Source organism: Brasilonema octagenarum UFV-OR1 (genome assembly GCF_963888615.1).
Taxonomy (GTDB): Bacteria; Cyanobacteriota; Cyanobacteriia; order Cyanobacteriales; family Nostocaceae; genus Brasilonema; species Brasilonema sennae.
This window is the reverse complement of record NZ_CAWPKW010000305.1, coordinates 1-26549: the sequence shown is the minus strand read 5'-3', so window position 1 is coordinate 26549 and position 26549 is coordinate 1. Positions and strand designations below refer to the sequence as shown.

General features: G+C 41.8%; 22 protein-coding genes and 1 pseudogene. 9 read left to right on the top strand and 14 right to left on the bottom strand.

Annotated features, from left to right (window positions below; translation table 11 throughout):
* Positions 1 to 90: 90 nt before the first annotated feature.
* Both AC5590_RS26935 and AC5590_RS26930 read left to right on the top strand, forming a co-directional pair.
* Positions 91 to 1581: an O-antigen ligase domain-containing protein gene (locus tag AC5590_RS26935; RefSeq protein WP_169266399.1), complete on the top strand. Its 1491-nt coding sequence runs from the start codon at positions 91 to 93 to the stop codon at positions 1579 to 1581.
* The gene (locus AC5590_RS26930; protein WP_169266398.1) at positions 1578 to 2687 is read left to right on the top strand and encodes a glycosyltransferase; all 1110 of its coding nucleotides are present in this window, start codon (positions 1578 to 1580) and stop codon (positions 2685 to 2687) included. Before AC5590_RS26935 ends, AC5590_RS26930 begins: the two co-directional genes overlap by 4 nt.
* Before the next feature lie 318 nt (positions 2688 to 3005).
* Here the strand turns inward: AC5590_RS26930 and AC5590_RS26925 are convergent, their stop codons facing one another.
* The 4 genes from AC5590_RS26925 to AC5590_RS26910 all read right to left on the bottom strand — a co-directional run bounded on the left by AC5590_RS26925 (position 3006) and on the right by AC5590_RS26910 (position 8911).
* Positions 3006 to 4085 (bottom strand): glycosyltransferase family 4 protein, encoded by a 1080-nt coding sequence (locus tag AC5590_RS26925; protein WP_169266410.1) that lies wholly within the window; start codon positions 4083 to 4085, stop codon positions 3006 to 3008.
* A 108-nt stretch (positions 4086 to 4193) separates the two neighbouring features.
* Complete coding sequence (locus AC5590_RS26920; RefSeq protein ID WP_169266397.1) at positions 4194 to 4976, bottom strand: PIG-L deacetylase family protein; 783 nt, start codon at positions 4974 to 4976, stop codon at positions 4194 to 4196.
* Positions 4977 to 5303: 327 nt separating this feature from the next.
* Entirely contained in the window at positions 5304 to 7490 is a 2187-nt protein-coding gene (locus AC5590_RS26915; RefSeq protein ID WP_169266396.1) for an NHL repeat-containing protein, read from the bottom strand.
* 1223 nt (positions 7491 to 8713) lie between these two features.
* Positions 8714 to 8911 (bottom strand): hypothetical protein, encoded by a 198-nt coding sequence (locus tag AC5590_RS26910; RefSeq protein ID WP_169266395.1) that lies wholly within the window; start codon positions 8909 to 8911, stop codon positions 8714 to 8716.
* Positions 8912 to 8969: 58 nt separating this feature from the next.
* Here AC5590_RS26910 and AC5590_RS26905 point away from each other — a divergent pair, with 58 nt between their 5' ends.
* Both AC5590_RS26905 and AC5590_RS26900 read left to right on the top strand, forming a co-directional pair.
* On the top strand, positions 8970 to 10136 hold the full coding sequence (locus AC5590_RS26905; RefSeq protein WP_169266394.1) for a glycosyltransferase: 1167 nt from the start codon (positions 8970 to 8972) through the stop codon (positions 10134 to 10136).
* Positions 10137 to 10443: 307 nt separating this feature from the next.
* Entirely contained in the window at positions 10444 to 11622 is a 1179-nt protein-coding gene (locus AC5590_RS26900; RefSeq protein WP_169266393.1) for a glycosyltransferase family 4 protein, read from the top strand.
* 71 nt (positions 11623 to 11693) lie between these two features.
* Here AC5590_RS26900 and AC5590_RS26895 read toward each other — a convergent pair whose 3' ends face one another.
* The 3 genes from AC5590_RS26895 to AC5590_RS26885 all read right to left on the bottom strand — a co-directional run bounded on the left by AC5590_RS26895 (position 11694) and on the right by AC5590_RS26885 (position 14247).
* Positions 11694 to 12095, bottom strand: a complete 402-nt coding sequence (locus tag AC5590_RS26895) for a hypothetical protein (protein ID WP_171975939.1) — start codon at positions 12093 to 12095, stop codon at positions 11694 to 11696.
* 108 nt (positions 12096 to 12203) lie between these two features.
* Positions 12204 to 12470 carry a hypothetical protein gene (locus tag AC5590_RS26890; RefSeq protein ID WP_169266392.1) on the bottom strand — a complete coding sequence of 89 codons (267 nt, stop codon included), beginning with the start codon at positions 12468 to 12470 and terminating at the stop codon, positions 12204 to 12206.
* A 172-nt stretch (positions 12471 to 12642) separates the two neighbouring features.
* A complete protein-coding gene (locus tag AC5590_RS26885; protein WP_498824174.1) occupies positions 12643 to 14247 on the bottom strand; it encodes a mechanosensitive ion channel family protein in 1605 nt (534 codons plus the stop codon).
* Positions 14248 to 14947: 700 nt separating this feature from the next.
* Here AC5590_RS26885 and ahcY point away from each other — a divergent pair.
* Positions 14948 to 16225, top strand: a complete 1278-nt coding sequence (ahcY, locus tag AC5590_RS26880; RefSeq protein ID WP_169266391.1) for an adenosylhomocysteinase — start codon at positions 14948 to 14950, stop codon at positions 16223 to 16225.
* Between the two features lie 433 nt (positions 16226 to 16658).
* Here ahcY and AC5590_RS26875 read toward each other — a convergent pair whose 3' ends face one another.
* Together AC5590_RS26875 and AC5590_RS26870 are read right to left on the bottom strand one after the other, a co-directional pair.
* On the bottom strand, positions 16659 to 17648 hold the full coding sequence (locus AC5590_RS26875) for a hypothetical protein (RefSeq protein WP_348982726.1): 990 nt from the start codon (positions 17646 to 17648) through the stop codon (positions 16659 to 16661).
* Between the two features lie 244 nt (positions 17649 to 17892).
* The gene (locus tag AC5590_RS26870; RefSeq protein ID WP_169266390.1) at positions 17893 to 20181 is read right to left on the bottom strand and encodes a methyl-accepting chemotaxis protein; all 2289 of its coding nucleotides are present in this window, start codon (positions 20179 to 20181) and stop codon (positions 17893 to 17895) included.
* Positions 20182 to 20517: 336 nt separating this feature from the next.
* Between AC5590_RS26870 and AC5590_RS26865 the strand changes: the two genes are divergently transcribed.
* Positions 20518 to 21456, top strand: a complete 939-nt coding sequence (locus tag AC5590_RS26865) for an MASE3 domain-containing protein (RefSeq protein WP_169266389.1) — start codon at positions 20518 to 20520, stop codon at positions 21454 to 21456.
* A 133-nt stretch (positions 21457 to 21589) separates the two neighbouring features.
* On the opposite strand, the gene AC5590_RS26860 is transcribed toward AC5590_RS26865, so the two are convergent.
* From AC5590_RS26860 to AC5590_RS26845, 4 genes and pseudogenes are all read right to left on the bottom strand, one after another.
* On the bottom strand, positions 21590 to 21733 hold the full coding sequence (locus AC5590_RS26860) for a hypothetical protein (protein WP_169266388.1): 144 nt from the start codon (positions 21731 to 21733) through the stop codon (positions 21590 to 21592).
* A 104-nt stretch (positions 21734 to 21837) separates the two neighbouring features.
* Positions 21838 to 21951, bottom strand: a pseudogene (locus AC5590_RS26855) (IS982 family transposase); the annotation flags it as partial.
* 74 nt (positions 21952 to 22025) lie between these two features.
* Positions 22026 to 22247: an SDR family oxidoreductase gene (locus AC5590_RS26850; RefSeq protein WP_169266387.1), complete on the bottom strand. Its 222-nt coding sequence runs from the start codon at positions 22245 to 22247 to the stop codon at positions 22026 to 22028.
* A gap of 77 nt (positions 22248 to 22324) precedes the next feature.
* Positions 22325 to 23116 carry an ABC transporter substrate-binding protein gene (locus AC5590_RS26845; RefSeq protein WP_169266386.1) on the bottom strand — a complete coding sequence of 264 codons (792 nt, stop codon included), beginning with the start codon at positions 23114 to 23116 and terminating at the stop codon, positions 22325 to 22327.
* Between AC5590_RS26845 and AC5590_RS26840 the strand changes: the two genes are divergently transcribed.
* Positions 23088 to 23306: a hypothetical protein gene (locus AC5590_RS26840; protein WP_169266385.1), complete on the top strand. Its 219-nt coding sequence runs from the start codon at positions 23088 to 23090 to the stop codon at positions 23304 to 23306. The two genes, AC5590_RS26845 and AC5590_RS26840, sit on opposite strands and share 29 nt — an antisense overlap.
* Positions 23307 to 23337: 31 nt before the next feature.
* Entirely contained in the window at positions 23338 to 23544 is a 207-nt protein-coding gene (locus AC5590_RS26835) for a hypothetical protein (protein WP_169266383.1), read from the top strand.
* A 571-nt stretch (positions 23545 to 24115) separates the two neighbouring features.
* Here the strand turns inward: AC5590_RS26835 and aroF are convergent.
* Positions 24116 to 24988, bottom strand: a complete 873-nt coding sequence (gene aroF, locus AC5590_RS26830; protein WP_169266384.1) for a 3-deoxy-7-phosphoheptulonate synthase — start codon at positions 24986 to 24988, stop codon at positions 24116 to 24118.
* A gap of 997 nt (positions 24989 to 25985) precedes the next feature.
* Here aroF and AC5590_RS26825 point away from each other — a divergent pair.
* A complete protein-coding gene (locus AC5590_RS26825) occupies positions 25986 to 26471 on the top strand; it encodes a hypothetical protein (RefSeq protein WP_169266406.1) in 486 nt (161 codons plus the stop codon).
* Positions 26472 to 26549 lie beyond the last annotated feature (78 nt).

Below are 26549 nucleotides of genomic sequence, written 5' to 3'. Positions count from 1 at the left end.
AACCTTATTCTCGTGAACAGCACTGCCTAATCATGACCTTAGAAATGAGGCATAGCTTACTCTACGAAATCTTTAACTTGGAGAAACCAAGTGAATTCTAAACAGCCACATTTTCATCCTTTGCTTAAACAGCATTATTTGCCTGACCAGCGCTCATTTGTCAGCTGGATAGTCATTTCCGGTTTCGTGTTGCTGAATGTCGCCTTTTATTTTGCAGGCGCAGCCAAGCTGCGCCTCATTTTCCCCATATCATCTTTTGTTGTAGCTATATTTTTATACTTACGGCATCCCATTCTCTACTTGGGCTTTGCCTGGTGGATGTGGTTTCTATCAGCATTAGTTGCTCGTTTGATTGATTTTCGTGCTGGTTGGGATCCAAGTCGTCAGGTGCTTATTGCTCCATACTTAGTAACTTTAGTTACACTAGCAACAACTCTAAAATACCTTCCCAGTGCTTCTCGTCAAGGAGGTTTACCTTTTGTTTTTGCTTTTGTAGGTGTGTGTTATGGGCTTCTTGTAGGACTGGTTTACAACTCACCGATCGCCATAGCACGAAGTCTTCTAGATTGGCTATCTCCGGTCATTTTTGGATTCCATTTATTCATGTGCTGGCGTGATTACCCTAGCTATCGTCAGAATATTCAACGCACATTCTTTTGGTGTGTGTTCCTGACAGGACTATACGGTGTGTATCAATTCGTGGTGGCACCTGAGTGGGACAAATATTGGCTCATACAATCAAAAATGAATACCAGTTCTGGAAACCCAGCACCCTTCCAGATGCGCGTATGGAGCACAATGCACTCAGTCGGTCCCTATGGAGCTGTGATGCAAGCAGGGTTGCTGTTATTGTTTAGTGGTGGCTCCTCAGGACCTTTAAACTTTCCCGCTTCTGCATTCGGCTACTTATCATTCCTACTGACTCAGGCACGTACTAACTGGGGAGGCTGGTTAATGGGGCTGGCTATGATTTTTGGTTCTGTGAAAGCGCAAACTCAAATGCGCTTGATTGCTATCATTTTGGCAATGGGATTGTGTGTCATTCCATTAGCAACCATAGAGCCATTCGCTAGTGTTGTTGGCAGTCGTTTTGAAAGTTTTTCTAATCTTGAAAACGATGGTAGCTTGAAAGATAGATCCGGGAGCTATGACAGAAACCTGAGTGTTGCCTTATCTAATGTCTTCGGCAATGGATTTGGAAATACCTGGAAATTTAATGAAAAAACTGGTCAAATAGAAGTCTTTGTTATTGATAGTGGCGTATTAGATATGTTCTTCACGCTGGGCTGGTTGGGAGCTATTCCTTATATCACTGCACTTGTGATGATTATCACTAATATATTCAAGTATACTGAATCTCGCTTCGATAGTTTTGTGAGTGCTTCTCGCGCCATTGGTGTGACTGCTTGTGCTCAGCTCGTTATTGGTAGCGGTATGTTAAGTATAGCAGGCATGATTCTTTGGGGATTTTTTGGTATCACTATGGCAGCACATAAATACTATCAGCATCAAGGAATAACTGCACCCACCTATCCGCAGCAGCCAGAAATCATTGGATCTCAAGAAAGGTCTACGATATGAAAGTAATTATTATTATGCCGCTAGCAGAACAACGTGGCGGTAGTGAAATGACGCTTCGGGATTTGATGCAGGAGGGACGCAACGCAGGAGTCGAATGGCTGGTCATATTCCTAGAAGATGGTCCGATGGTTGAGCTGTTTCGGAAGTTTGGTGTGGATGCACGAGTTGTGCGGGGTGGGCGCGTGCGTGAAGTGCACCGTTTGTTAATGAGTGCGATCGCCATAGCTTCCATTGCCAGACGCGAACATGCAAATGTGATCATCAGTTGGATGTGGTTAGCCCATTTAACAGGGGGACTGGCAGCATTGCTAGCCGGCATACCTGCAATGTGGTATCAGCAGGAAATTCCAGATAACAAAAACTTTCTCAAGCGCCTGGTTAATCTCATGCCAGCTCGTGGTGTCGTCACAATCACCAAAGCAATACAAAGCGCCCAATCTCAAATTTTACCAGAGCGACCAGTTTACTTAGTTAACCCTGGCGTAGCACTAGATCGGTTTAATCCTTCTGATTTACCTTCTCCTAGTGAAGCACGTTCCAAGCTGGGTTTACCGTTAGACGGTCCTTTGATTGGCATTGTTGGACGAATGCAGCGTTGGAAGGGAATACACGTTCTTGTCGAGGCAATGCCTAAAGTGTTGCAAAAGTATCCTAATGCCCATTGTGTCGTCGTTGGAGGTAAGCATGATTTGGAGCCAGATTATGAGGACTTTTTGAACGAGAAAATAGCAACTTTGGGGCTTCCAGAGAAAGTACTCCTGGCTGGACTACAGCGCAACATTCCAGAGTGGGTGCAGGCAATGGATGTTTTTGTTCATGCTTCAGATAATGAGCCATTTGGTATTGTCATTATCGAGGCGATGGCTTTAGGCAAACCCATTATTGCTGGTAATGCCGGAGGACCAACAGAAATCATCACAAATGGCCTAAACGGATTACTCACACCCTATGGAGATGCAAACGCACTGGCTGATGCAATTCTTCGCTACCTGAACGACCAAGAATTTGCTCGCACTGCTGCCCAAGCAGCACGGCAACGTGCCCTTGATTTCTCTACCCAGCGTTACGCTCAAAACTTTATTCATGCCCTCCGTTCTGCTGTATGAAAAGTTTTAGCTTCTTCTCAAAAGGGGTGTCTTTACACTTTTTAAATTGCTCATCTTAGAGTCAGAAGGGAGTCATATCAAATCCAGGTAAATGCATATAGTTAAAGCGTTGCATAAGCGTTGAGATTTATGGATTTATGCGCAAACTGTGGATAATCAAGCGGATTTGAGATAATTCTCTATAAACATGAGCTTAATATTTTGCAATCCTCTTGGCTGAAAAGCTCTGAGCACGACTATATTATTACCAATTATTAAGCTCAAGTTTACAGAGAAATTCATATAACACTGAACCATTATTAATGCTAAAACTCAATATCAAACTGCACTAATTGCACTATAGTTGGTCAATAATTCACGATATGTAGCTAGTGTTTCCTTATTAACTCGGGCAGCACTAAAGCGCTCTAAATTTAACTTTGCTTGGCATTTCCACTGGTCTAATTCAGAAGGATTGCTGAGTAATTTCGTCAAAGCCTTTGCCAAAGCATGACTATCTTTAGGTGGCACCAGAAGACCAGCCTGTCGATTATCTAATGTTTCAGGAATTCCGTCTACATCGCTGGCAACAATGGCGCACCCTGCTTCCCGCGCTTCTGTCAAAACCAAACCGAAAGATTCGCAGTATGAAGCAAGCACGAAAATATCACTTGCTAGCATATACCGTTGCGGCTCTGGCTGGAAACCTTCAAAATGAATGCGATCGCTAACAGCTGTACTTTGCGCCTTTGCTTCAAATATTGCGCGATCTGGACCATCTCCCACCACATACAGATGAGCATCAGCAAACTCAGTAGCAATTTCTACAAATGCATCAATTAACTCACCAATTCCTTTGCGTTTATACATCCCTGCTACAGTGGTAATAGCAGGACGGTGTAAGGGTAGAGGCTGACATTCTGTAATGTTAGGATGACGAGGAGTGCCCAATGTGCCGTTGGACACTACCCGTAATTTATGCTTCGGTATACCACGCTTTACCATTGAATCGGCTACTGCACTGCTGACAGCAATGACACGATCAGCTAATCCCATCAGTATTGCGCTTCGCTGAAACTCATTATGCACTGTAGACACTAAACCATAGGAGGACATTCTCAAAAGTGCACCGAGCACAACTCCTGTCATCATATGGGCATGGACGATATCTGGCTGAAATTCTTGTAAAATACCCCAATAATGCCATGCAGCTTTGGCAACATTAAGCGGCGTTCTCGACTGATTTAGTTGAAAGTGTCTAACACCATAACGTTCCAGTAATGTTTCATATTCTCCTCCAGCAGATGCCACAGCGACATCGTAACCAAGCTTGGCTTGCAAGCAGGCTAAGTCTATCGCAACATTAACAATACCGTTACCTATTTCTTGGACGTGGTTTGTAATATGTAGTATCCGCATTTCTGTCCTCTCCACAGTGGTTGCTTGTGATACATAATTGCTTCTTCTTAAGAATCGTATAAAATCTTCTAGTTGTAAATACGTATTAATAAGCATTTTTTACTACTTTTACTCAACTTTAAAAAAGATTTCATAAGATCCTAAAAATCGCTTCACAAAGCCACGAGGTAAGCCTTCAAGTTGAGAACAGTAAGAGGCGATCGCCTTGCTTTTTTTATGTTGGACTGATTCTATAGAGAGTCGGTAAGCAGCTGCTATATCATGCAACTTAAGCATAATAAATAGAGGTGCTCTCCACAATAACCAAATAGGATATTGTAGGAGTTCTACTTTGATCCCTACTTGAGCAATTGCTTCTTTGACAAGTTCATATGTCGCCTCATGATCTTTATGGCAATCTTTTCTGTGAGGAACGTAAATTTCTTCTGGTTGAGAAAATTTTATGAGTTCAGCCAACTGCTGAATTGTTTGTTCCCGTTGCTCTTTTTGTAAATCTTGCAAAGTTCCGTCTGGCTTTTCCAAAAAGTGAATTTTTGAGGTTTCTACTCCCAAAATTTCTAAAGCTTTTACCGCCTCTTGTTTGCGAATGTGGACGATTTTTTCTTTGATTTGAGAATCGGGACCATGAGAACCCTGTCCATCAGTTAGAAAAGCCACCGTTACTGGTACTCCATGTTCTCGTTTCAGGGCAATCATACCTCCACAACCGAAGGTTTCATCATCTTGATGAGGAGAAAACACCATCGCGGATTTGTTATTAAACGCTGTTGGCTCACTTCCTTTTAGTAAAATCCACCGAAACAGTATTTTAGAGTGAATATCTTGCAGTAGATAAAGCAAGTTATTTGGAATTATTTTTTGTAAAAGTTTAAGAATCTGTTTTATCTGCATAAAAAAATATAGAGTTGCTTGATTTTTTTCTCGATTGCTCTACAATGCTTCGTTGCTATTATCTCTCATGTTTGACATTTTCTTATTCAAGATGTTTTCATTTTTTATAAATACAGTATAAATTTTTCAATTTTATTGTGTTCAACAATACATTTAGTACGGTTAATAAATACACTCAATTTTAAGCATATAGATTATGACCATGCGACTATAGTGTCATGACGTTATCAAATACAACTAAAGAAAAAACAGGCAAAGCCTGTGATAATTGCTTCGTTATTCAATTCCAAAGGAATTTGGGAACAAGTGTAAAAAACAATCATCAACTTATCGCGGTAACTGATACATAATCACCTTTCCTTTCAAATCTTCCTCAACAAATACTATGTACTCTCCATTTGATCGGCGAAAAGCACGGATACCATAAGGTATGTCAATCCAGCCACTTTCACCAGCTACTTCTGGACCTGGTTTGAACTTTTGTACTTGTTCTCCTGTCGCGGCTTTGTAAACGTATACCTCTGACGTTTTCAATGTTACAGCAAATACATAATCTCCGGCGACACTCATCGCTGCTGTCATCACTTCGCGCTTTCCAGTTGTGTCATAAGGGATCACGGTTCGCCACCGGGGAGTGCGGTTTCCTTTATTCCAGTTGTCATAACGTATAATTTCAGAACCAACGACTCCAGCATCATCTCCAATCGGAGGATGTTCTTTGGTAAAGCCTGATAAATACATGGTGTCTGTATCAGGAAAATACTCAATCCTTCGCAAATCTGTAATTTGGTTAGGAGTTGTCTCCTTTTTCATAGAACTGTTGGAATAAATCGGGTTACCCTTTTGATCTAGCCCCTGTACAACAAAATGCAGGATACCAACTTTCGTTCGCAGAGTTTTCCATAAGTCGCCTTTGCTATCTACCCACCATCCTCCAAGGTAAGGATAATCTAGGGTTCTAGTATCATATTCACCCTGATCAAAAGCACCGTTACCGTTGCGATCTCGCCAGATCCAATCCTTTTCTTCCTGAGGTTGATTAGACAGCCAACTTTGAACGGGCTTACCATGATTCATGGATGTAGCAGAAAACATAGCAGATGGTATTGCAATATAACCATCTGTAGCTGGATTAAAACGATAAACTTCCATAAAGCTAGCATACATATCTGTGAGATACATAAAGGGTTTCCCCTGAATGCGGCGGAAGAAAACTGAAGTTGGCGATGTATGGAGGCGTGGATCTTGGGGGTACTTAAAAGGATTTAAGGTGTAAGCCTTGTAACTCCATTGTTTACCGGATGGTTTTTTGTAGTCCATCTGGAAGTATTCATGCTTGGTGTATACCTCTACGCCATCACTTTGAGGATCTGTATCTGCATTATCCACAAAGTGCAAACCCAGCAACTGCCATTGTAACTTTCCTGACGGCGAAAATTTTCTTAAGTCGGTTCCTGAATTATTGAAACCATTACTATTTACATAGATATTACCTGTTGCATCTGTACCCACCCCACTAATTCCGTAAAATTTTAAATTTCCAATGTCACCAGGAACACCAGCATAAACGCCCCCCTCGACTCCGAAAGTTCCTACTTTTGCTGGCTTACCTGTAATTTTATAAATTAATATTTGCTGACGAGGTCCATTTTCTGCCACCAAAAGTCTGCCTTGATTGTCGAGTGCGATCGCACTTGGATCAACAACATCAGCAATAACCTCTGGCATTCGCTTTCCTTGGCTTGAATAATGTAAAATCTGAGCAGGGCTACTGCCATTCTTGCTTTGTATAATCCACAGATTTCCCTGCTTATCAACTGTCATCTGTTTTGGACTGGCAACAGAAAAATTCCGGACTTCCGTCATTGTGTCAGTGTTGTAGACATTAACGCGGTTTGCCTCAGAAATACCCACATATAACTCTTTCCCTACAACTGCTAATCCTGTGACTGGGCTTTTTGCACTGACAATCATCATACTCTTGTCATAGCCACGCCCTCCAGCAAAACCCGCAGGCTTTCCAGACAAAGTATAGCGTCTGACACAGTGCCAAGCTGTTTTTTCTGGTGGGTAATCTTCTGGTATCTTGCCCATTGATCCCTGCACCATAGCAAGGTAAATATATTTATCATTAATTGTTATGGCTTTGCCGCCTACACGACTCCAACCATGAAGCTCAAAGTCAGGACCTATAACATCACCATCCTTATATATTCCTGCTTCTCTTCCAGCTTCGTCCCAAGTGCTGTTGGTGTAAACCGTGCCATCAGAACCGACATACATTCCCTCTACATAATTTTGCACCCATTTCTTACCACCACCATAAGTATTACCTATCCAAGATGTTGTGTAGGGTTTTGTGGCAGGTATGACTGTGGCTGTAAAGTACAATGTAATACTTGTAGCAGTTATTAGACATAAAAAAAACTTGAAAAATTGTCTCAATTGCAAATGAGTATTATTTCGTTGCCTACGATATAGTCCACCCAGATGTGAAATGAATTGATTTTTCATAAAATAACAAAATGCTTAATGACTTCTCAAATATTATTTAGTATCGTTTTACAATGAGGCTGCATAGAATAGGAAATCATTGCATCGTAATTACCCTTACAGGGGTTTTCTGTCATTATCTACATTCAAGAGTGCTCCACGTCTGGTTTTACAAAAACTTTATCAGAATCACACTATTTTTTTAAAATTCAACTTGTTTTGGGATGATACATGTTTTAAATTAGACTTGCAATATCTACTAAAAAACTTAAATAAAAAACAAGACGTATAAGATTCAACTGTTTACTTCCCTAAACAAGTATGGATGATTAAGTAGCCATCATCAACTACGTACACTCCTGAGGATGAAAAATTTTCTCCTCTCTCCCTGCTCCCTTGCTTTTTCAAGTCAGTCATTGATGGGCGATCGCGCCCACAAGCAAGCATGAAAATCTATTTTCATGCTTGCTAATCACGGGAAAATCTCACGAACCTTACATGAAAATAGATTTTCCCTACACCCCTATACCCTTATACCCTTACACCCCTTTTTCAAGTCAGGTGGGCAGGAAAATTTATCCTTAAGACAAGGCAGAGGAAAAAAGGTAGCTATGCTAAAGCGAAGGGAGTTTTAGCCAATTTGACTTTTAGTTACATGCTTGGTGTTTATTTGCGCCTTTCTACTTACTGATTCATAGTTGAGGCAAACTTCAACCATCTGTCACACTTAAAAGTCAATGGTGTCAGGAAGCTTTTCAAGGCAACCTAAATAGCAGGGATTTTTCTGATGCTATTTCACAAAAACGTTTATTATCGTTAATCCTAGAACTTATTACCTTTTATTGCAAAATGGATACTTAGTGATGAAAACTTGCAATCAAGAACGAACTTCGTCCCGGACGCTCAAATCTGCCTTCATCAGCCGAGACTAACCCTACTCCTACTCATTAATGCACACTGCCTTCTGTTGAGTTTCATCTTCAGTGCAATAAGCCCACTTGCTGACTTCTTCTGTGTATCACCAATGCTAAGCTCGGTGCATGGGCATCCCCTGTTGTTTTCACCTTAAGTTTATCCTTATTTGTTAGGATTCACTCTACTAACTTAAATTCTACGTTATAACCCAACAATCATATGAACTGTTTTGTTCTATAAAAAGATGAGATAAATGAAATAAATTTCTATTAACCTCTAATATTCGGATTATATATCCAGCAACAGAATATATGTATTGTCAGCATGAGTCAGCATACTGAATGAACCCAAAAAAAGGCATTAATCACGAAAACAGTACCAGAGGTAAGCAGCAGTTTAGCGGGGTATACTGCAGGATTTGCCCCATCAATAACGCCTATGCCTGCCTTCATCTGACGACGAACAGTGCTCAGACGTAGATCGACGCTTACCCAAGCGATGGAATTAATACTGTCGGTAGTTGACAACTGAGAAATGTTAAGTAACAAGTAGACACACCCACAACCCTTACTTGGAGAAACATAAGTGGAAGATAATACAAAAAATGCTTTAGAATCTAAGTCTATTTTATGTATAGGACTAGGCTGGTTTCCTAAAACCCCAGGAGGATTGGAACGATATATTTATGAACTGACTCATAAACTAGCAGCAAATCAAGACAAAGTTGAATTATGTGGAGTTGGTCTACCAGAAGCTGAACCAAACTTGCCGATAAAATTGACTAACTTAGCATCACCCAGTAGTCCTATTTGGAAACGATTGTGGTGTATTCGTAATAACTTTCAGAAAACAAGAACTGAAAAACCAGATGTCATTAACTTACATTTTGCACTATATAGTTTCCCGATTTTAGATCTTTTGCCAAAAGGTGTACCTGTCACCTTTAACTTTCATGGTCCTTGGGCTTTTGAGAGTCAAGAAGAAGTTAATGAGAAGAAATTAAGTATTCTTATCAAAGCTAAGCTGATAGAACAAAGAACATATAACCACTGCGATCGCTTTATTGTTCTTAGCAAAGCATTCGGGAATATATTACACAAAGAGTATCACGTTCCTTGGAACAAAATTCATGACATTCCTGGTGGAGTTGATATTACTCAGTTTCAACCTAATTTATCACCTCAAGAGGCTCGCTCAAAACTAGACTGGCCCCAAGATCGCCCAATTTTATTCACCGCCCGCCGCTTGGTGAATCGAGTTGGACTTGATAAATTGCTGGACGCCTTGGCTATTGTTAAGCCGAGGATTCCAGATGTTATGCTGGCGATCGCAGGACGTGGACCACTACAAGCAACACTACAACAGCAGGCTACTGAATTAGGACTTGATCATCATGTTAAATTTTTAGGGTTCATACCTGACGAACTCTTACCTGTTGCTTACCAAGCAGCTGACTTGAGCATCATGCCCAGTCAGTCTTTTGAAGGATTTGGATTGGCAGTAGTAGAATCTTTAGCCTGCGGTACTCCTGTTGTGTGTACTCCGGTTGGAGGAATGCCAGAAATTTTAGAACCATTTTCACCGGATTTCATTACCTCTTCCACAGAAGTTGCAGCCATTGCAGAAAGATTAGAACAGGTGCTATTGGGAAAAGTGCCAACACCTTCACGACAAGCTTGTCGTCAGTACGCTGTCACAAACTTCAACTGGGATAAGATAGCTCAAGATGTACGCCAAGTTCTATTGGCTTAGCTGTAACACAATAACAAGAAAAAACTAAAATCTCTTGAGGCTGCTTTGGTAACTTTTTCCTTTGCAGTCGTACCATATACAAAACCTCGTGCAAAAATCAATTTGAAGAAAATTAAACCACAGATAAACCTTGCCCTTTGTGAGGTGTAGGTATGAGCAAAGCGCGTTTGGTAAGCTTGGGCAGCAGATACACACAGATAAATTATCTGTGTTAATCTGTGGTTCTAAAGATCCATTAATCATACTTGTGCAAGAACAAGAAGTTTACTCTTAATGTCTGCTGCTCACTGAAATTATTAAAGATGATATGAAAATTCTCTTCCTAGATCAAAGTGGTAAACCAGGTGGGGCTGAACTGTGTTTAATAGATATTCCCAAACCTTATAAAGATAGCTCTTTAGTGGGATTATTTGCTGATGGTTCTTTTAAAAATTTACTAGAACAAAATCACATTCCGGTTCAAGTTCTCACAAATCAGGTTATACAAGTTCGTAAAGAAAGCAGTTTAGCGCAAGGATTAGGCAGTCTGGCTCAAATTCTGCCGCTGATTTCTAAAGTTGTGCAAAAAGCTAGAGAATTTGATTTAATTTACGCGAATACGCAAAAAGCCTTAGTTGTTGGCGCACTAGCGAGTTTTTTCAGTCGTCGTCCTTTGGTCTATCATTTGCATGATATTCTTTCCCCAGAGCACTTTAGCCAAACCAACCGTCGCATTGCTGTAACTTGCGCCAATCGTTTTGCATCACTCGTCATTGCTAATTCTCAAGCAAGTCAAGCAGGCTTCGTTGCTGCAGGAGGACGCTCAGATCTCACTGAAGTGGTTTACAATGGCTTTGACCCGAAAAATTATCAAACCCACGAGTCCGATGTCAGTCAAATTAGACAACAACTGGGGTTAGATGGACAATTTGTTGTCGGACACTTTAGCCGTCTCGCACCTTGGAAAGGACAGCATATATTAATAGAAGCACTCGCACAATGTCCTGTTGATGTCACAGCAATCTTAGTCGGTGATGCACTGTTTGGAGAACAAGAATATGTCCAGCACTTACACCAACAGGTGACAGCGCTGGGACTAGAAAACCGAGTCAAATTTTTAGGATTTCGTTCAGATGTTCCCCTGCTGATGGCGGCAACTGACTTAGTTGCACATACCTCAACCGCCCCAGAGCCGTTTGGTAGAGTGATTGTAGAGGCTATGCTCTGTGGAAAACCTATTGTGGCTGCAAAAGCTGGCGGTGCAGTAGAATTAGTAGAGCACGGTGTCAATGGTTTCTCAGTCACACCAGGAAAACCTGATGAATTAGCACAAGTGATAACCACCTGTCTAAAAGAACCACAGAAGATTGCGACGATCGCTCATCATGCACAAACTACAGCCAGCCAGCGTTTTGATGTCACAGCCATTAATCAGCAAATTGCCGTGCTGCTCAATAAGTTATCAAAAAGAACTCAGAACTCAGAACTCAGAACTCAGGAGAAATAAGTATCGCCAGAGAAAAGCGATGGTTTCTATACACAAATCCTAAACCTTAGAAAGCAGCTTCTAGGACCCAACTACAAACCCACTAATTCATGCGATTCAAAATCTGTGAGTTGTTGAGCTATTGTTAGCCTTGCTTGCAATTTGGCTACGCTAAGCAGGTTGCGCAGATATTCTAAATGGGCAACAGCATTTGCCTTTTCGGTAGTTAATTGTATTAGGGTGTCCATCGCCTTTTGGTATTCTTGATTCACAAGTAACACTTCAAAACGACGAGATTTGCGTTGAGCATCATTTTTCAAATCCATATCAAAGGCGGCGGCGCGATCGGCATTACCTTCAAACCGATTAATTTGCAGCTGAACTGCCATTAATTGAGAGTCTACTTTATTTACTCTTTGGGCAGCTTGAGCGATGTCTTCGACAAGGGCTGTGCCCAACGCCGCTGGATAATGATTCAGTTGGTTTGTTAACATAGATGAATTGTGTTTACGCAATTTTACATACAAAATAGCAAAGACATGGTCAAGAGTGGCTACGGTAAACGGGAAAGGTGAGGGAGTATTTTCTCCCCCGATCTCCCTTTACGCCGCTTCCCTCAGTTGAGGCGCTTGGATAGTCACCTCCCCAATATTTAAGGAAAGCTGTTCAGCGTGAGGTACCGCAGCTTGCTCTAATACTTGAACTTCAATATTCACACTGACTAAATAACTGCCTGTATCAGCACCAACTGCTTCAGCGACTAACTTGGCAATATCTGGGCGTTTAGCAGTCAATGGGTCACGTAAAATACACCGATCCCATTCATGCTTAGCAGTCGGATTAAGGCTGAGAATATAGTGCTTGATCATAGGACAAACCGTTGAACCCATCTCAGAAGGCTGTCACAAACCCGTTTTGTACTTTACTGGGCTTTGTGAACGCTATCTTAATTATAGTATATTTGTACTAAAAATGCGAGTGAGATCGGCTTGGTTATTAGTGATTGCACTACTAACCACTAACAACACATCCTATAGCTTGTCACGGAAGAAAAATGGAAATTCCGGCTTGGTCAAAGGCGATTTTTAGGCGACGGCGATACTCTCTTGCTACACTCCATTGCTTGAGGGGTTGTGTTTTAATCCATACACGAATCAAGAAACCTTTCTCAGCAACAGCAAAATTATCTATTCCCAAAACTTGAGGTGTTTCCAGAATTTGATGATCCCATAGCGGATCTTCATCCATGTCCACACCAACTTTTTGAATTAATTTTATCGCCTGGTCAACATCAGTTTGGTATGCAACTGGGATAGTTAAATCGGCTCTTGACCAGCGACTGGAAAGATTGGCAACTACTTTGATTTCACTGTTAGGAATCGTAATTAAGCGCCCTTCTCCATCCCGCACTTGGGTCATCCGCAGATTCAAGTTTTCGACCAAACCACCGACAGTTCCAACTGTAATATAATCACCTAAGGCGTATTGGTCTTCTAGAATAATCAAAAAGCCATTTATCGCATCTTTAATCAGACTTTGGGATGCCAGGGACACTGCAACACCAACTAGACTTGCACCTGCTAGCAAAGGAACTAGTTCTACACCCAAAGCCCCCAAAGCTAGCAGAGTACCAACTACTATACAGGTAATGGTGGCGATACTTTTGCTAACGCCAGAAATAGTAGAAACTCGCAATTGTATACGTTCGGGAGCTTCTGGAGTCAATAAGACAGCACTATTGACTAAAGCAGAACTGAAGCGGTCAATCAAGGCATAGCTCAGACGTATTACCACATAAGTTCCCAGAGCGACAACACCCAATGTCAACGGAATTTTTGCCCCAACCATAATCCATCCCTGAAGCGCTCGTGTGTAGGGAAATAAACCCAGTATATAAAGACTTCCACCCCCCCAAATCGTTGCTTGGGCTAGCTGATACAGCCGCCTCTTGACCTCTGTAATATGTTTATGTTCTTGTTGATTTAGCTGTATCGTAATCGGTCTAGTTGCTGCTGAAGCCGTGGTAACAGGCTCTGCCTTATATTTTTTGCGACGGTGTTGGTAAGAATAAACCCCCCAACTAAGAACAATCATCGCCACTCCAGCAGCTCCAGCAATTTGACCCTGTTGAATTAAAGAGTTACTTTCTCGCTCCTGCTTTGCGCGTTTCAAACCTTGTTGCAACTTTTCAACGATTTGCTTTGCAACTGTATCGACAGTATCCTGTTGTTGCAGACTGGCATCGTAGTCATTGACGGTCATCAGGTATTGACCATTAAGAAGAATTATTGCAGTTTCAGTTACAGTCGTTTTTCCGTTCTTAGTCGTTGATTTCTTTTCAGGTGTAATCTGTACATTAAGTTCTGCATCAGATTTTTGAAAGTACTCCTGACTTTGTTGATCCAACCTTTGTTGGATATCTTGTAAACGCTTTGTCAAGTTCCCTTTTGGTGCCGCTATCTGAAACAAACCCCTACCATCCAAATTAACCCAACCTTTTTCTGGTGCTTTTTCTAATTCATTAATCAAAAAGTTAGGAGTTTGTAGGTTAGGTAAAAAGGGAATCTGCTGCGCTGTAGCTTTTGGCATCGTGCCAACAGTGATCACTATTGAAGAAAAAGCGATCGCCACAAATTGAAAGCGCAATGGGCACCTCCTTTACTATTTCAACCCTGCTAGCTTAGCTAAAATTTAGCCCGCCTAATCAGCCCCAGTAATTATACTGTCTGTAGTTAGATATTTATCAATTTGATGTTAATAAAAATTTATCTAATTATATATTTTGTAACAAAATAATTATGGGATGTTCCGTTGTTAAGTTATTGGAATGCCACCACCAGCCACCAATCAATCATAAATAACAGAACTCAAGTTGACCTTTGAAAGGGGTGTAGGGGTATGGGGGTGTAAGGGTGTAAGGGGAAGAGAAAATTTTATTTGTTGCCACGCCGCCGGAAGCCCCTGCCCGAAGGGCTTTGACCAAAACGCGCGGGTGTAGGGGAATAAAAGAATAACAAAAGAAAATAAATGCATTTTCCCTATCCCCCAATACGGTTCAGTTAAGAAATTTATCTGTTGAGGCAGGTAGGGGGAGTAGGGGGAGCAGGGGAAGTAGGGAGGAGAGAAAAAAGGCTTATCTGAACTGTATTGCCCTATCCCCTGGTTAGTGCATTTCCCTTACACCCCTAGTTTATTGACATTCGCGTTCTTAAACGTCAAGCTAGTGCAGAGAACCATTAACTAGCTTTTTTGTGAGCAAATCTTGTTTCAGATTGCTAGTCTTGGAATACTCTAGTAGAGTGCGTAAGAATTTACGCCAATTTCTTTGTAATTGAGGAACTATTTGATGACCGCAACTTCTCCCCGATTAAAGCACGAGGTTAAAGACCTCGGCTTAGCTGCCTTGGGAAGACAGCGCATTGAATGGGCTGGACGTGAGATGCCTGTTTTACGGCAAATTCGCGATCGCTTCGCCCAAGAAAAGCCCTTTGCGGGCATTCGCCTTGTGGCTTGCTGCCATGTCACAACAGAAACTGCACACCTAGCAATTGCACTCAAAGCTGGTGGGGCAGACGCTGTGCTGATTGCGAGCAATCCCCTATCAACTCAAGACGACGTAGCTGCAAGTCTCGTCGCTGATCATGAAATTCCAGTCTTTGCCATCAAAGGTGAAGATAACGAAACATACAACCGCCACGTACAAATTGCTTTAGACCATCGCCCCAACATTATTATTGATGACGGTTGTGATGTCGTCGCCAGCCTGGTACAAAAACGCCAGCACCAACTTGCTGACATTATTGGTACCACAGAAGAAACCACAACAGGAATTGTGCGACTCCGCGCCATGTTTAGAGATGGCGTTCTCACGTTCCCCGCAGTCAACGTCAACGACGCTGACACCAAACACTTTTTTGACAACCGCTACGGTACCGGACAATCAACCCTAGACGGTATTATCCGCGCCACCAACGTTCTGCTTGCTGGTAAAAACGTTGTCGTTGTTGGTTACGGCTGGTGCGGTAAAGGTACAGCATTACGGGCGCGAGGACTCGGTGCTAACGTGATTGTCACCGAAATTGACCCCATCAGAGCAATTGAAGCGGTGATGGATGGCTTCCGCGTCCTGCCAATGGAACAAGCTGCACCCCAAGGTGATTTGTTTATCACTGTGACTGGTAACAAGCACGTCATTCGTGGTGAGCATTTCGACGTGATGAAAGACGGCGCGATCGTCTGTAACTCCGGTCACTTTGACATTGAATTGGATCTTGTCGCCTTGGGAAGTAAAGCCAAGGAAGTCAAGACAGTACGTCCCTTTACCCAAGAGTATCGCCTGCAAAATGGCAAATCTGTTGTAGTTCTGGGTGAAGGACGCTTGATTAACCTCGCCGCAGCAGAAGGACATCCTAGCGCGGTGATGGATATGAGCTTCGCCAACCAAGCTTTGGGTTGCGAATACCTCGTGAAAAATAAAGGTAACCTGGAACCCGGTATCCACTCAATTCCAACAGAAGTGGATCAAGACATTGCACGGCTGAAATTGCAGGCGATGGGAATTAAGATTGATACCCTCACAGAAGATCAAATTGAGTACACAAACTCTTGGACTTCTGGAACCTAAGCGTAGCTTAGAGTTTTAGAGGATCTAAAAGAGTGATCGCTCTTTGAGTATGACGAATGGTGGGATAGGCAAGTTGCTTATCCCGCTTTTTTTGCAAGGTAGCGATCGCCCAGAAGCAATCCTAGCAAAAACACCTGGCGAATAGAATTCGCAGCTACACAAGCGAAGTCCGCCTGCGCGGACTACTCCCTTCCCGCCAGAAGATTACCTATTAAAAACCGCCAAGAACGCCAAGGTTCAGAATCGGTAATTTTGTACCGGGAAGGGAGTAATTACAGCCTGCGTAGGCAGGCTTTGTTTGTATAGCCCCAGACTTCCAGTCTGCGGGCAATTTGCACATTTGGGATGCTCCCCTTATTCTCCGCCTTGTGTCTCCCGCTTGGGCCTACCGTTACTCTTTTGTTCATTACTACCAGCACCTCTATCTTTGTCATCAAGTTTCCTCTTCTAGCCGCTGTTCCACATACTTCTGAACTAAAGGCACTTGGAACTCAACACCTTCTTTACACAAAATTTCTTTGCGCACGAGTTTTCGCACAGATGCTTTGTCTTGTGTTGTGGGCGTTTCTCCTTGAAGGAGACGCTGGAGTAAGTTGCGATCGCCCTCCGTAAAACCTGTCCACAATTCCCGAAAATACTGATCTCCCCGTTCCAGAACTGTGGGAATAACTGTCTCTACATCGTGTACAGTCGCTTTGATGGTAGCGGCGTCTCGCTTATTTTGCCTGATATCACGGTTCAGCAACTCCACCACTTCGTAACAGATGTCTAACAGTTGGGGTAAAACCAAACCGAGTTCTTTTGGCCGAGGTGAGGGAATCCAAGCGAGTTCTTCAGTCATATTTGCGATATCGCTGAGAGTTTGACAACTATTGAGGCGAGTAACAGCGATATTAGCCATTGCCTGAACTGCAACCTGCTGCTGGTTAGTAGAATTTATCAGGTAATCAATTGTTGCACGAGCAGCAATTGGGTTTTCTCGATAAGCCTCGACAATTATCTCACCTATGAAAGGTAAGGGTAAGCGGGTGAGTTCGTCAAAGGAAGCTATCACCAGCATTAAACTGTTGCTATCCATCAAAGAGCGCAAGTTGTTATAAAACCCATCATCGAATTCGCTCTTGTTCTGAAATAATGTCTTAAAGTCATCCAAGCAAAGAACAGGCAATAAGTTTTGATTGTTATTTTGATTTTGGTTGTTATTTTGGTTTTGAATTTGATTTTTAAATTGTGCGATCGCCGTCGAAAATGCCAAGCGGTTCAGAGGGTTGACTTTCAAAGCAGTCATTAAACTTGGTATGGCTCGCACAGCAGGACGACGCAGCAACTCCTGCGCCACAGCGACATAGAAATCCTCTTCTCGTTGACACACAACACTTTGAAGCGACAGATAAATCACCACATAACGGCTGGGATCTTGCACTCGCTGCTCCCAAGTCTGGAAAAATTGATACAGCAGCGAAGACTTGCCAATTCGTTAATTGGCAAGAACGGCTAAGAGAATTTGTTGACAAACTTATCTCAGACGTACCCAGAAATGAGTAGCAATGGGTGTAGGGGGTAGGAATTAAGTTACAGTTGCGAACCCGCGTTGCGGCTCAATTCCTCACCCCTACACCCCTACACCCCTACACCCTTACACCCTTACACCCGCCCCTAGTGGTGGATCAATTCTGCTCACCTATTTTGAACACACCAACAGACTTTTGCAATTCCTGCGCTACCTCTAAAGTTTTCTGTAGAGAACCTGATACATTGTAAGAGAAATCCGAAGTGCGTTCTGAAACTTTGGCAATATCGCTCATCAAAATAGCCACAGTACTAGAAGTCTGAGCTTGAGATATTGTTGTATTTGAAATCAATTGCAGTAATTGGTCAATCTGGCGAGACACCTGTGAAATTTTCGCAAGGCTAAGTTTGGCATCTTTGACAAGATTTGCTCCCTCCAAGACTTCGCTTCTTCCAAACTCCATAGCCTTAACCACATCGTTAGTTTCCACTTGGATGTTCTCTAAGATTTGTTGAATTTCTAGTGTTGCTTGGGCAGACTGCGCAGCTAATTGACCAATTTCGTCTGCCACCACACTTAACCCGCGATTTTCATGACCTGCTCGTGATATCTCTAAACTAGCGTTGATGGATAACAAGTTGGTTTGCAAGGCGATTTGGTTAATCAACGACACAACTTTGGAAATTTGTTGGGAAGATTGACCAAGACGATTTACCTTGTCAGCTGTTTGTGTGACTGTATGTTGTAAATTCAAGATACTTTTGACAGTGCGATCCATTGCTACTTCACCCTCTGTAGCTATGTCAGAAGCGATCTCAGCAACTTCTGCCGCTTGATGGGCGCTATCTGCCACTGCTTGAATTGAGAGGGACATTTGATTAATCTCTGCAACGGTGCGGGTAATCTCTTGAGCTTGTTCGAGGGCTTCACTTGCCAGTTGCTGGGTGGCATTTGAGTTTTCTCCAACGGAAACATTCACCTGTTCGGCAGCTTTTTTAACAGCAGTGACGATTTGTCGTAAGTTTTCGATGATAGAGTTAAAAAAATCAGCTATTGTACCAATCTCACCTGCACTCACCTCAGCCCTGACAGTTAAATCACCGTTAGAAGCCGCTTCAATACTATTGATCATTTGTATCAATTTTTTCTCAAGTGCTTCTTTTTGTTGACGTTGATCCTGCGAAACAGCCTCAACTTGTTCTAGCAGAGTCGCTTGATCTAGAGCAAATCCAACTTGGATTGCTAACTGTGCGAATAAATTGATTTCCCACTCTTGCCAAGCACGAGGTTTTTTACACTCATGAGCAACCAGTAAGCTAATCAGCTGCTTTCCTTGAAAAACTGGTGCGATTAAACTTGCCTTGACTGCAAATTTTTCTAAAGTTTTTATGTGACAAACTGTAAATCCGGCTTGGTAGATGTTATCAATAGCACGCACGCGACCATTTTTGTAGTGTTGTATGTAATGCTCACTCAAACAGGGATCATTCATCTGTGTATCGATCATTTTTGCCCAACCAGCAGCAATAGATTCTGATACGATATTTCCACTTCCTACATCGTTAAAGCGATATACGACTACTCGCTCAGTTGCAAGTAAGTTTCGGATTTCTTCAACTGTTGTCTGGAGGATATCTTGCTGTTTTAAAAATTGACGAATCCGCAGGGTGATTTCTGTAAAGATTTGTGTTCGCTTGACTTCAGCTTCTTGGCGAGAAGAGTGTTCTGCTTGTTCGGTGACTAGAATCTTGAGTTTCTCTGCCATCAAGTTGATTGCAGGACCTAAAGAAGCGAGTTCGTCTTCTTCTGCATCAATTTGGGGTTCTCCTGAACCTGGTTTTCTGAGCACATTAGTTGTATTCAGGATTGGACTTATGCACCATTGAACTAAAAAAACAGCGATCGCAACTACCAAAGCTCCTATCATTCCAATCCAAAGTAGCATGCTTAGGAATGAGTCTTGTTGGTTGGCAGATGTAGTAACTTTATTTACAGCAAAAATCACCTCTGAATTTAAGTTTGGCAAAACTCTTGGTGTTTTCCAAACCACGTAGTTTGTGAACTGGTATGCACTATCGATTATGTAGCGATTTAAGACTGCTTGCTGTTGTTCAAAAGTATTATGCCGTACCAGAGGATTTAGCAAAATCAGTAGATAAGCCGCTATTTGAATTTTTTGATCATCCTCAAGGATCGCTTGAGGTACCTCATTTGCTATAGCAGAGGTTTTGGTTTGTTGAACTTCGGTTATTTCCTGACTAATCGATTGATTCCCAAAGTTATGAGGCGTTGTCCTAACAGCCAGTAATGGAAGTGTGCCAATCGTAATAGCTAAAGCTGTCACTTTTAAGACAATACTTTTTCTAATAACTTTAACAATACAAGTACAATCAAGCTTCCGTGAAGGCGCTAGATTTCGCTCGTCGTATCGACGATTATTCAACATTGTTTTACCTGTTAAATATGTAATTTTACTGAAAATATCTCTTTAAGTAGTTCGTATCGTAACAATACTGAACAAGATAACAGTGTGATCATAATCACTAAAAAATAGTGACAGACGTACTGTTATGAACCACTGTCATTTGCTACTTCTTAAGTCGGTGCCTGCCCGGTTTCTTTCGTCGTTTACATTGTAGCTGCGTATCACATAACATGCTAGTACACGACTACTTCTTTAGACGAAAATTTACTAATATATTTTGTAAAAGAATCCCAATATCTGCTGTAATCTTAGTTTAGCAATGTATACCTTATCAGACGATACACTTAAGAAATTTCCATGAGAAGAAATAGGATTCCTGTTCAATTGGTTTGGGCAGTAGTCGTCATCTGTCTACTGCCTAGCCTGTTGAATCTATTGGGAGTAGATTTTGGTTCGCCCTCACAGACTTTTGACGTCTTAGTGTCAAATATAACTAAAGACAAAGTGATTGATGTTATGCACCACACTTTATCTGGGAGTTTTACGCACACTATCTTAGAGTGGAGTGCGTTTTGTACAGCAATCTTCACAGTAATTTTATCTTTGATACACTTCTATCTTAAGGCTGATGTCGTTACTCCGATCATTGGCATAGCACTTTTTAGCTCTGGATGCATGGATGCATTTCACACTTTGGCAGCTGATAGATTAATTCAGGGTGTCGCAGATAACCAGAATCTCATCCCCTTCACTTGGGCAATCTGCCGACTTTTCAATGCTCTGATTCTGCTTGGTGGAGCAGGCTTTTTTTTGATTGCTCAGCCAGTGAGATGGAAAAGGGGTATCAGTTTGGTGGTACTTTCGAGTCTAGTTTTTGGTGTCATTGCTTTTTGGGTTGTATCTATCTGCGCCCGCAGCGCAACTCTACCGAAAACCATATTTCCTAACTCTATAGTGACTCGTCCGTGGGACATTGCTCCACTGTTACTATTTATCTTTGCAGGTTTTGTTGTTTTCCCTCGCTTTTACAACAAATATCCAAGTTTGTTCTCTCATGCGCTGATTATCAGCGTTATTCCCGAAGTAGCCACTCAACTCCATATGGCTTTTGGTTCAAAAGAACTGTTTGACAACCATTTCAACATTGCCCATTTTCTCAAGATTATTGCTTACTTAGTGCCGTTTATCGGATTGATTTTGGACTATATACGAACTTATCGAGAAGAGGCAGATACAGCTAAGGAGTTAAAACAAGCTATGGGGGTGTTTAATTCTATTTTGAGTGAGTCTCGTTGATCAGTAGAGGATGTGTAGGTTGAACAACAGAACGTGCTACGTCATGGGAATTGTACAAAGCGATCGCGCTTAGGTAGGCTTTAGGGTTGGGGTGAGGAAGAAACAATACTCTTTACCCCTTAATCTTCCGTATTTACAACCGTTGAAAGCTACACTGGTTACCATTTTTCTCGACACGAAATAATTCAATATCGTCACTGTTATTAGGCTGCATTCGGTCTCCATTAGAGTCAAACTTAATTTGCCCTGTGTAGCCTTTAATGTTTAGATTCTTCAAATCGAAATACTGTTTTTAATATATTAAAAGCAACTTATGGAAGAAATGCTTCTTGAAGAGTAAATGCAAAAAGAAATGCTTCTAGCTTCAGTCAAAACCCTTCCAGCAGTTGTAATAATTTCTGCGTCGCTCATGCCTCTACGACAATCTTCATCATGCCCAATCGCTTTTAACAAGTCGTCGATGATAGCATAGACGCTAATTATTTCACTTAGCATATACCCCTCCAAATGTTCTTCCTGGAGGGGATTTTATTGCTTAAGTGACTATATGCGATCGCCCACAAGAGTAACTAGCAACTTGGGTTAGTATCACTACCGATAATCGGGAATCCATACTTTTTAGCTGCATCAAACAAATTTAAACTTGACTCACGTCTTCCAACATTCGGGATAAGAACAACCGCTGCTGCACCTCTTAGACGTGCATTTATATCATTGCGTCTATCTAAATCAAGCTCTACAACATCTCTTTGCCCTCGAAGCAAATCTGTAACTTCTTTCTTTAAAGACACTACATAAGGATCATTTACGTAACCGATAATGACCTTCTTTTCCTGGTCATGCTCAGCATTCTTCTTTATATATTCGGCTATTTTTTTGGCAATTGATTTATTAGTGGGGCAAACTCTGAATATATAATTTCACCATCAGTCAAGTTTCCGGGACGAATATTTACTGCTGTACTAGTCGGAGATATTAAGACTAATTTATTTTTATTATAAAAATTAACAGCATTTATTGTTAAACTGCTAAAAGCGTGACCAACAACACCTACAATTTCGGGTTGCACCTTTTTCAAACTGTTAATAATTGGTTCAGCAGTATTCGTATCATTTTTATCATCTGCTATAAAAACTATGAATTTATGGTTATTTTTTTGATTGAATTCTTTCTGAGCTATAGCAACACCTAAGTTGATTCCATCTGCTGATTCCTTTATTTCTTCTTTTAAAGAAGAATTTCTTGGATTAACAGGAATAGCAACTGCTAAAATCTTAGGTCTATTTGGCTTTTGAGTTGACTGAGAAATCTCAATGGCATAATCTCGGTATACCTCAGCATTATTTTTATAAGTCAGTATTTCGGCATTATTTGTATTCTGTTCGTGAGCAGTAGTCAAGTTATTAACAGCCTGATTCAATAAAGGAATACCAGCAGCTACAGCATTTTTATCTTGCCCATTTCCAAATTTTGTGCACGCCTCTTGCAATTTCTTAGTTCCGCTTTGTGCTGGATCTAAGTTTCTATCGTTCTCATTTAAAATTTTGTCTCCATAACTTATATTGTCAGGAAGTCCTGTAGGACAAAGTGCAACTTCTGGGGATGAAGAAAGAATAGATATAATCCAAATTATGAGAACTATTCCTAAGCCTGTTAACATCAGCAGCAAGAATTTTATTAGAGGGCGAGGCTGTACAAATCGACAAAATGAACGTATAAACCTTGAGAGTGGATTAGTAACTGGCTCAGGCGGTTCTATTGGAGGAGATACTACTGGTTCAGGCAGTTGTGGTTCTGGTTCAGATGCAATTAACTGCTTAGGACATGCTCCTATGGCTTCTAAGTCGTGAGCATAATAATTTTAACTCTTTTATCAAAACATTGATCAATGTAACTGTCCTACTCTCAGGTATAGTTTTGCTTTTCCTGGGATTCCAGGTTCTAATTTGGTCAATCTTTGCCCTGATATTTTTTGTACGTATATTCTCCTCAGGAGGAGGAGGGGGTTATACAGGTGGTGGTGGTTCAGATGGAGGTGGTGATGGAGGTGGTGATGGAGGCGGTGATGGAGGGGGTTGTGGTGGTTAACGTCTCCTTGATACCGTAGGGTGAGTTTTTGACACTCTCAGCCCTAAAGGGTCTGAGATTCTGCTAACAGAATCATAATCAACTCCTGCTGCGCCCGTCAAACGACGCCTAGACAATCAATACAACTACCTTTTTAGGGTGTTGCAATCATGGTTACTTTTAATTTACATGCTTCGGAATCTGTCACTAAGCCTATTCCCGGTACGCTCAATATCCTGCATTGCTTTCCCTTTACTGTCATACTGACGCTATTTCTAGCCATTGTTTCTAGGGGACGGTATTTCTCCGGACTAGGACATTTCAACACGTAGACATTTAATTCTTACTCACATATTTTTATAGTCTCATGGAACGTCCATTTTGTTCCTGCAAAACCACGGGGGTTAAAACCCCTCGTGTCGTTTCCCTCTCAGATCTAAAGATGCTGGGTTTCCCACATCCCGCGAGGTTTCTATGAAAAACAAGATCCCCGACAACTCCCACTAAGTCGGGGATCCATATCTTCAATTTTTACAACTCAAATAGGATTGCTATATATGTTTACAAGGTTGCAAGAGCCTTGACTCACATTTCAAGCAGCACAACAAAGAGGGGCAGGTTTGAAACCCGCCCCTACGTCTTCCGATATTCTCCGCCCAACAGATGCTGCTACGGGCTTTAAGCTATGAACCAAATTCACCATATCTTCTAAAGACAGGGCTTGACGTGCATCAGAAACAGATTTTTCTGGCTCTGGATGACACTCAATAATTAACCCATCTGCCCCACAAGCAATAGCCGCCTTAGCAAGAGGTGCCACGAGTTCACGTTTACCAACTGCATGAGATGGATCTACAATCACAGGTAAGTGAGTTATCTGCTTGAGAACTGCCACTGCTCCTAAATCTAGTACGTTGCGGGTGTAATTGTCGAAGCTGCGGATACCTCGTTCGCACAGTACCACATCAGGATTTCCGTGGCTTAAGATGTATTCAGCTGCCATAACGAATTCTTCAATTGTCGCTGCTAAGCCGCGTTTGAGGAGTATCGGCTTACCTGCTTGTCCCAATGCTTTGAGTAAATCAAAGTTTTGCATGTTGCGGCTACCCACTTGAAGCATATCAACATGAGCGGCTATTGCTTCTATTTGAGAAATTGCCATCACCTCAGTGACGACTGGAATATTGTAGTGCGATTGCACTTGAGCCAAAATTTCCAGTCCATCTTCTGCCATTCCCTGAAAAGCGTAGGGAGAGGTGCGGGGCTTGTAAACACCACCACGTAAAGCTTGCACAGGTGCGGCGGATAGCTTTTGAGCTACGGTTTCCATTTGTTCGGCGCTTTCAACAGTGCAAGGTCCACCGATAATCACCAGTTCTGTACCACCAAAGCCGACTTTGTCTGAAAGGTTGACGACTGTTTGATGGTCAGGATGAGATTTGGCAGCTAGTTTAGCACTATTCATGGTTGGATTCTCCTAAAAAAAACAACAAATGAGAGGTTAACAAAAAAGCCCAGAACCTTTGCTGTTCCGGGCTTGAAAGATTCATCGACATGATGCTATCTACCCGGAACTTATTCGGGACCAAAAATAAAAGCCATAAAACCAGGTATTGAGATAGACCATCACGATAAAATTGAACTCCTTAAAAAAACAAAAACCGCAGAGTGCGCTCTGCGGTTCACCGGGCGGTTTCCATTAGGAAACTGAATTCACCCCCGGTGAACCACCTTAAACCAAAAATAAAAATAGGAATGACTGCGATACATTTGTTAGGCGCTTTGTTGGATAACTTAATTTTTACTCATACTTTATGACGCTAGCATAGACAACGAGTTCCGTCAAGAAAGCCATAACGCGTGAAAAAGCGTTAAACTTAGTACAATTGATCCGAATTAATGCATATTGCTAGTAAAGGTAAAATGTCATTACGGAGCGCGCAGCGGGCAAAGGAGGGCATACGGAATGCAATATAGACGCGTTGCTTTCTTCGTGTCTCCTTGGGATGAGCGCAGCTTGCTGTAGATTCTGTAGAAGGCTTCGCGTAGGGTAGTGTCGCGTAAGCGCAAAGCGCACGCAATCATGGGTTCGCGTAAGCGTGTCCCTTTGGGACTTACGCGCAGCGTCTCCGTAGGAGATACAAAGCAGCGTGTCCCAAGGGGACTGAGTAATCACAAAGACTCTATTTTACGTTTTTATCTGTTGACTACTTGTCATCTTATTTACACAAGTTTCAAAATATATTTCTTTCATTGCTTATAAAGAAATAATAAATGTATGAATCCTGAACGAAAAATTGGATTATTTTTACCTCATTATTAACTCAATTAATACTTAAAAAAACCCCATTCTTAAGCTGTTAAAAATCTTCTCTGTATACAACTAGGAACTAGACCAATTGCTAGCAGGTTGTTTTTTTCCGGATTAAACTTTGAATGCATGAATGCGTGAATTGCTTATGATGCCAAGTTCTAAAATCTTAACTACATCTTTTCATGATCAAGGAGTTTATCCCTGCCCAGTCTGTCGTGTGGGTAAGATTACTCATATGCCATTAATGGAGGCTATGTCTTGTGACTTCTGCCAACAAATTTTTACTGCCAACGTAGAACAGCAACAAATTAAAATGCCATCCAGACAACCACCTCTGATTTGGTATTGGAATGGTTTTCATTGGACAGAAGCCCAAATAGAAGGTGTAGAACTTGGATGGGGCTACATAATAGCAGCAGTTGCTTTTGTACTCTTCCCAACTGTTTTAATTGGGATAGTCGCTTATAATTTTCCACCATCACCAGAAACTCCCCTATCTTGGTTACCATATGTCTGGACAGCATTAACTTTTTTGTTACATTTAGCAATTATTATTTGGCTTTTGATTGAAGTTTATCAAATTCCAGTTGGGGCGTATTGGCGAGCTATACAACAGCGTTTCCTTGGTCGGTGATGATGAGATATATCTACTGTGCCCAGAGCAGCGCCTTGCGGTGAATCCAGCGCTGCAGGCGGGTTTCCCGCCGTAGGC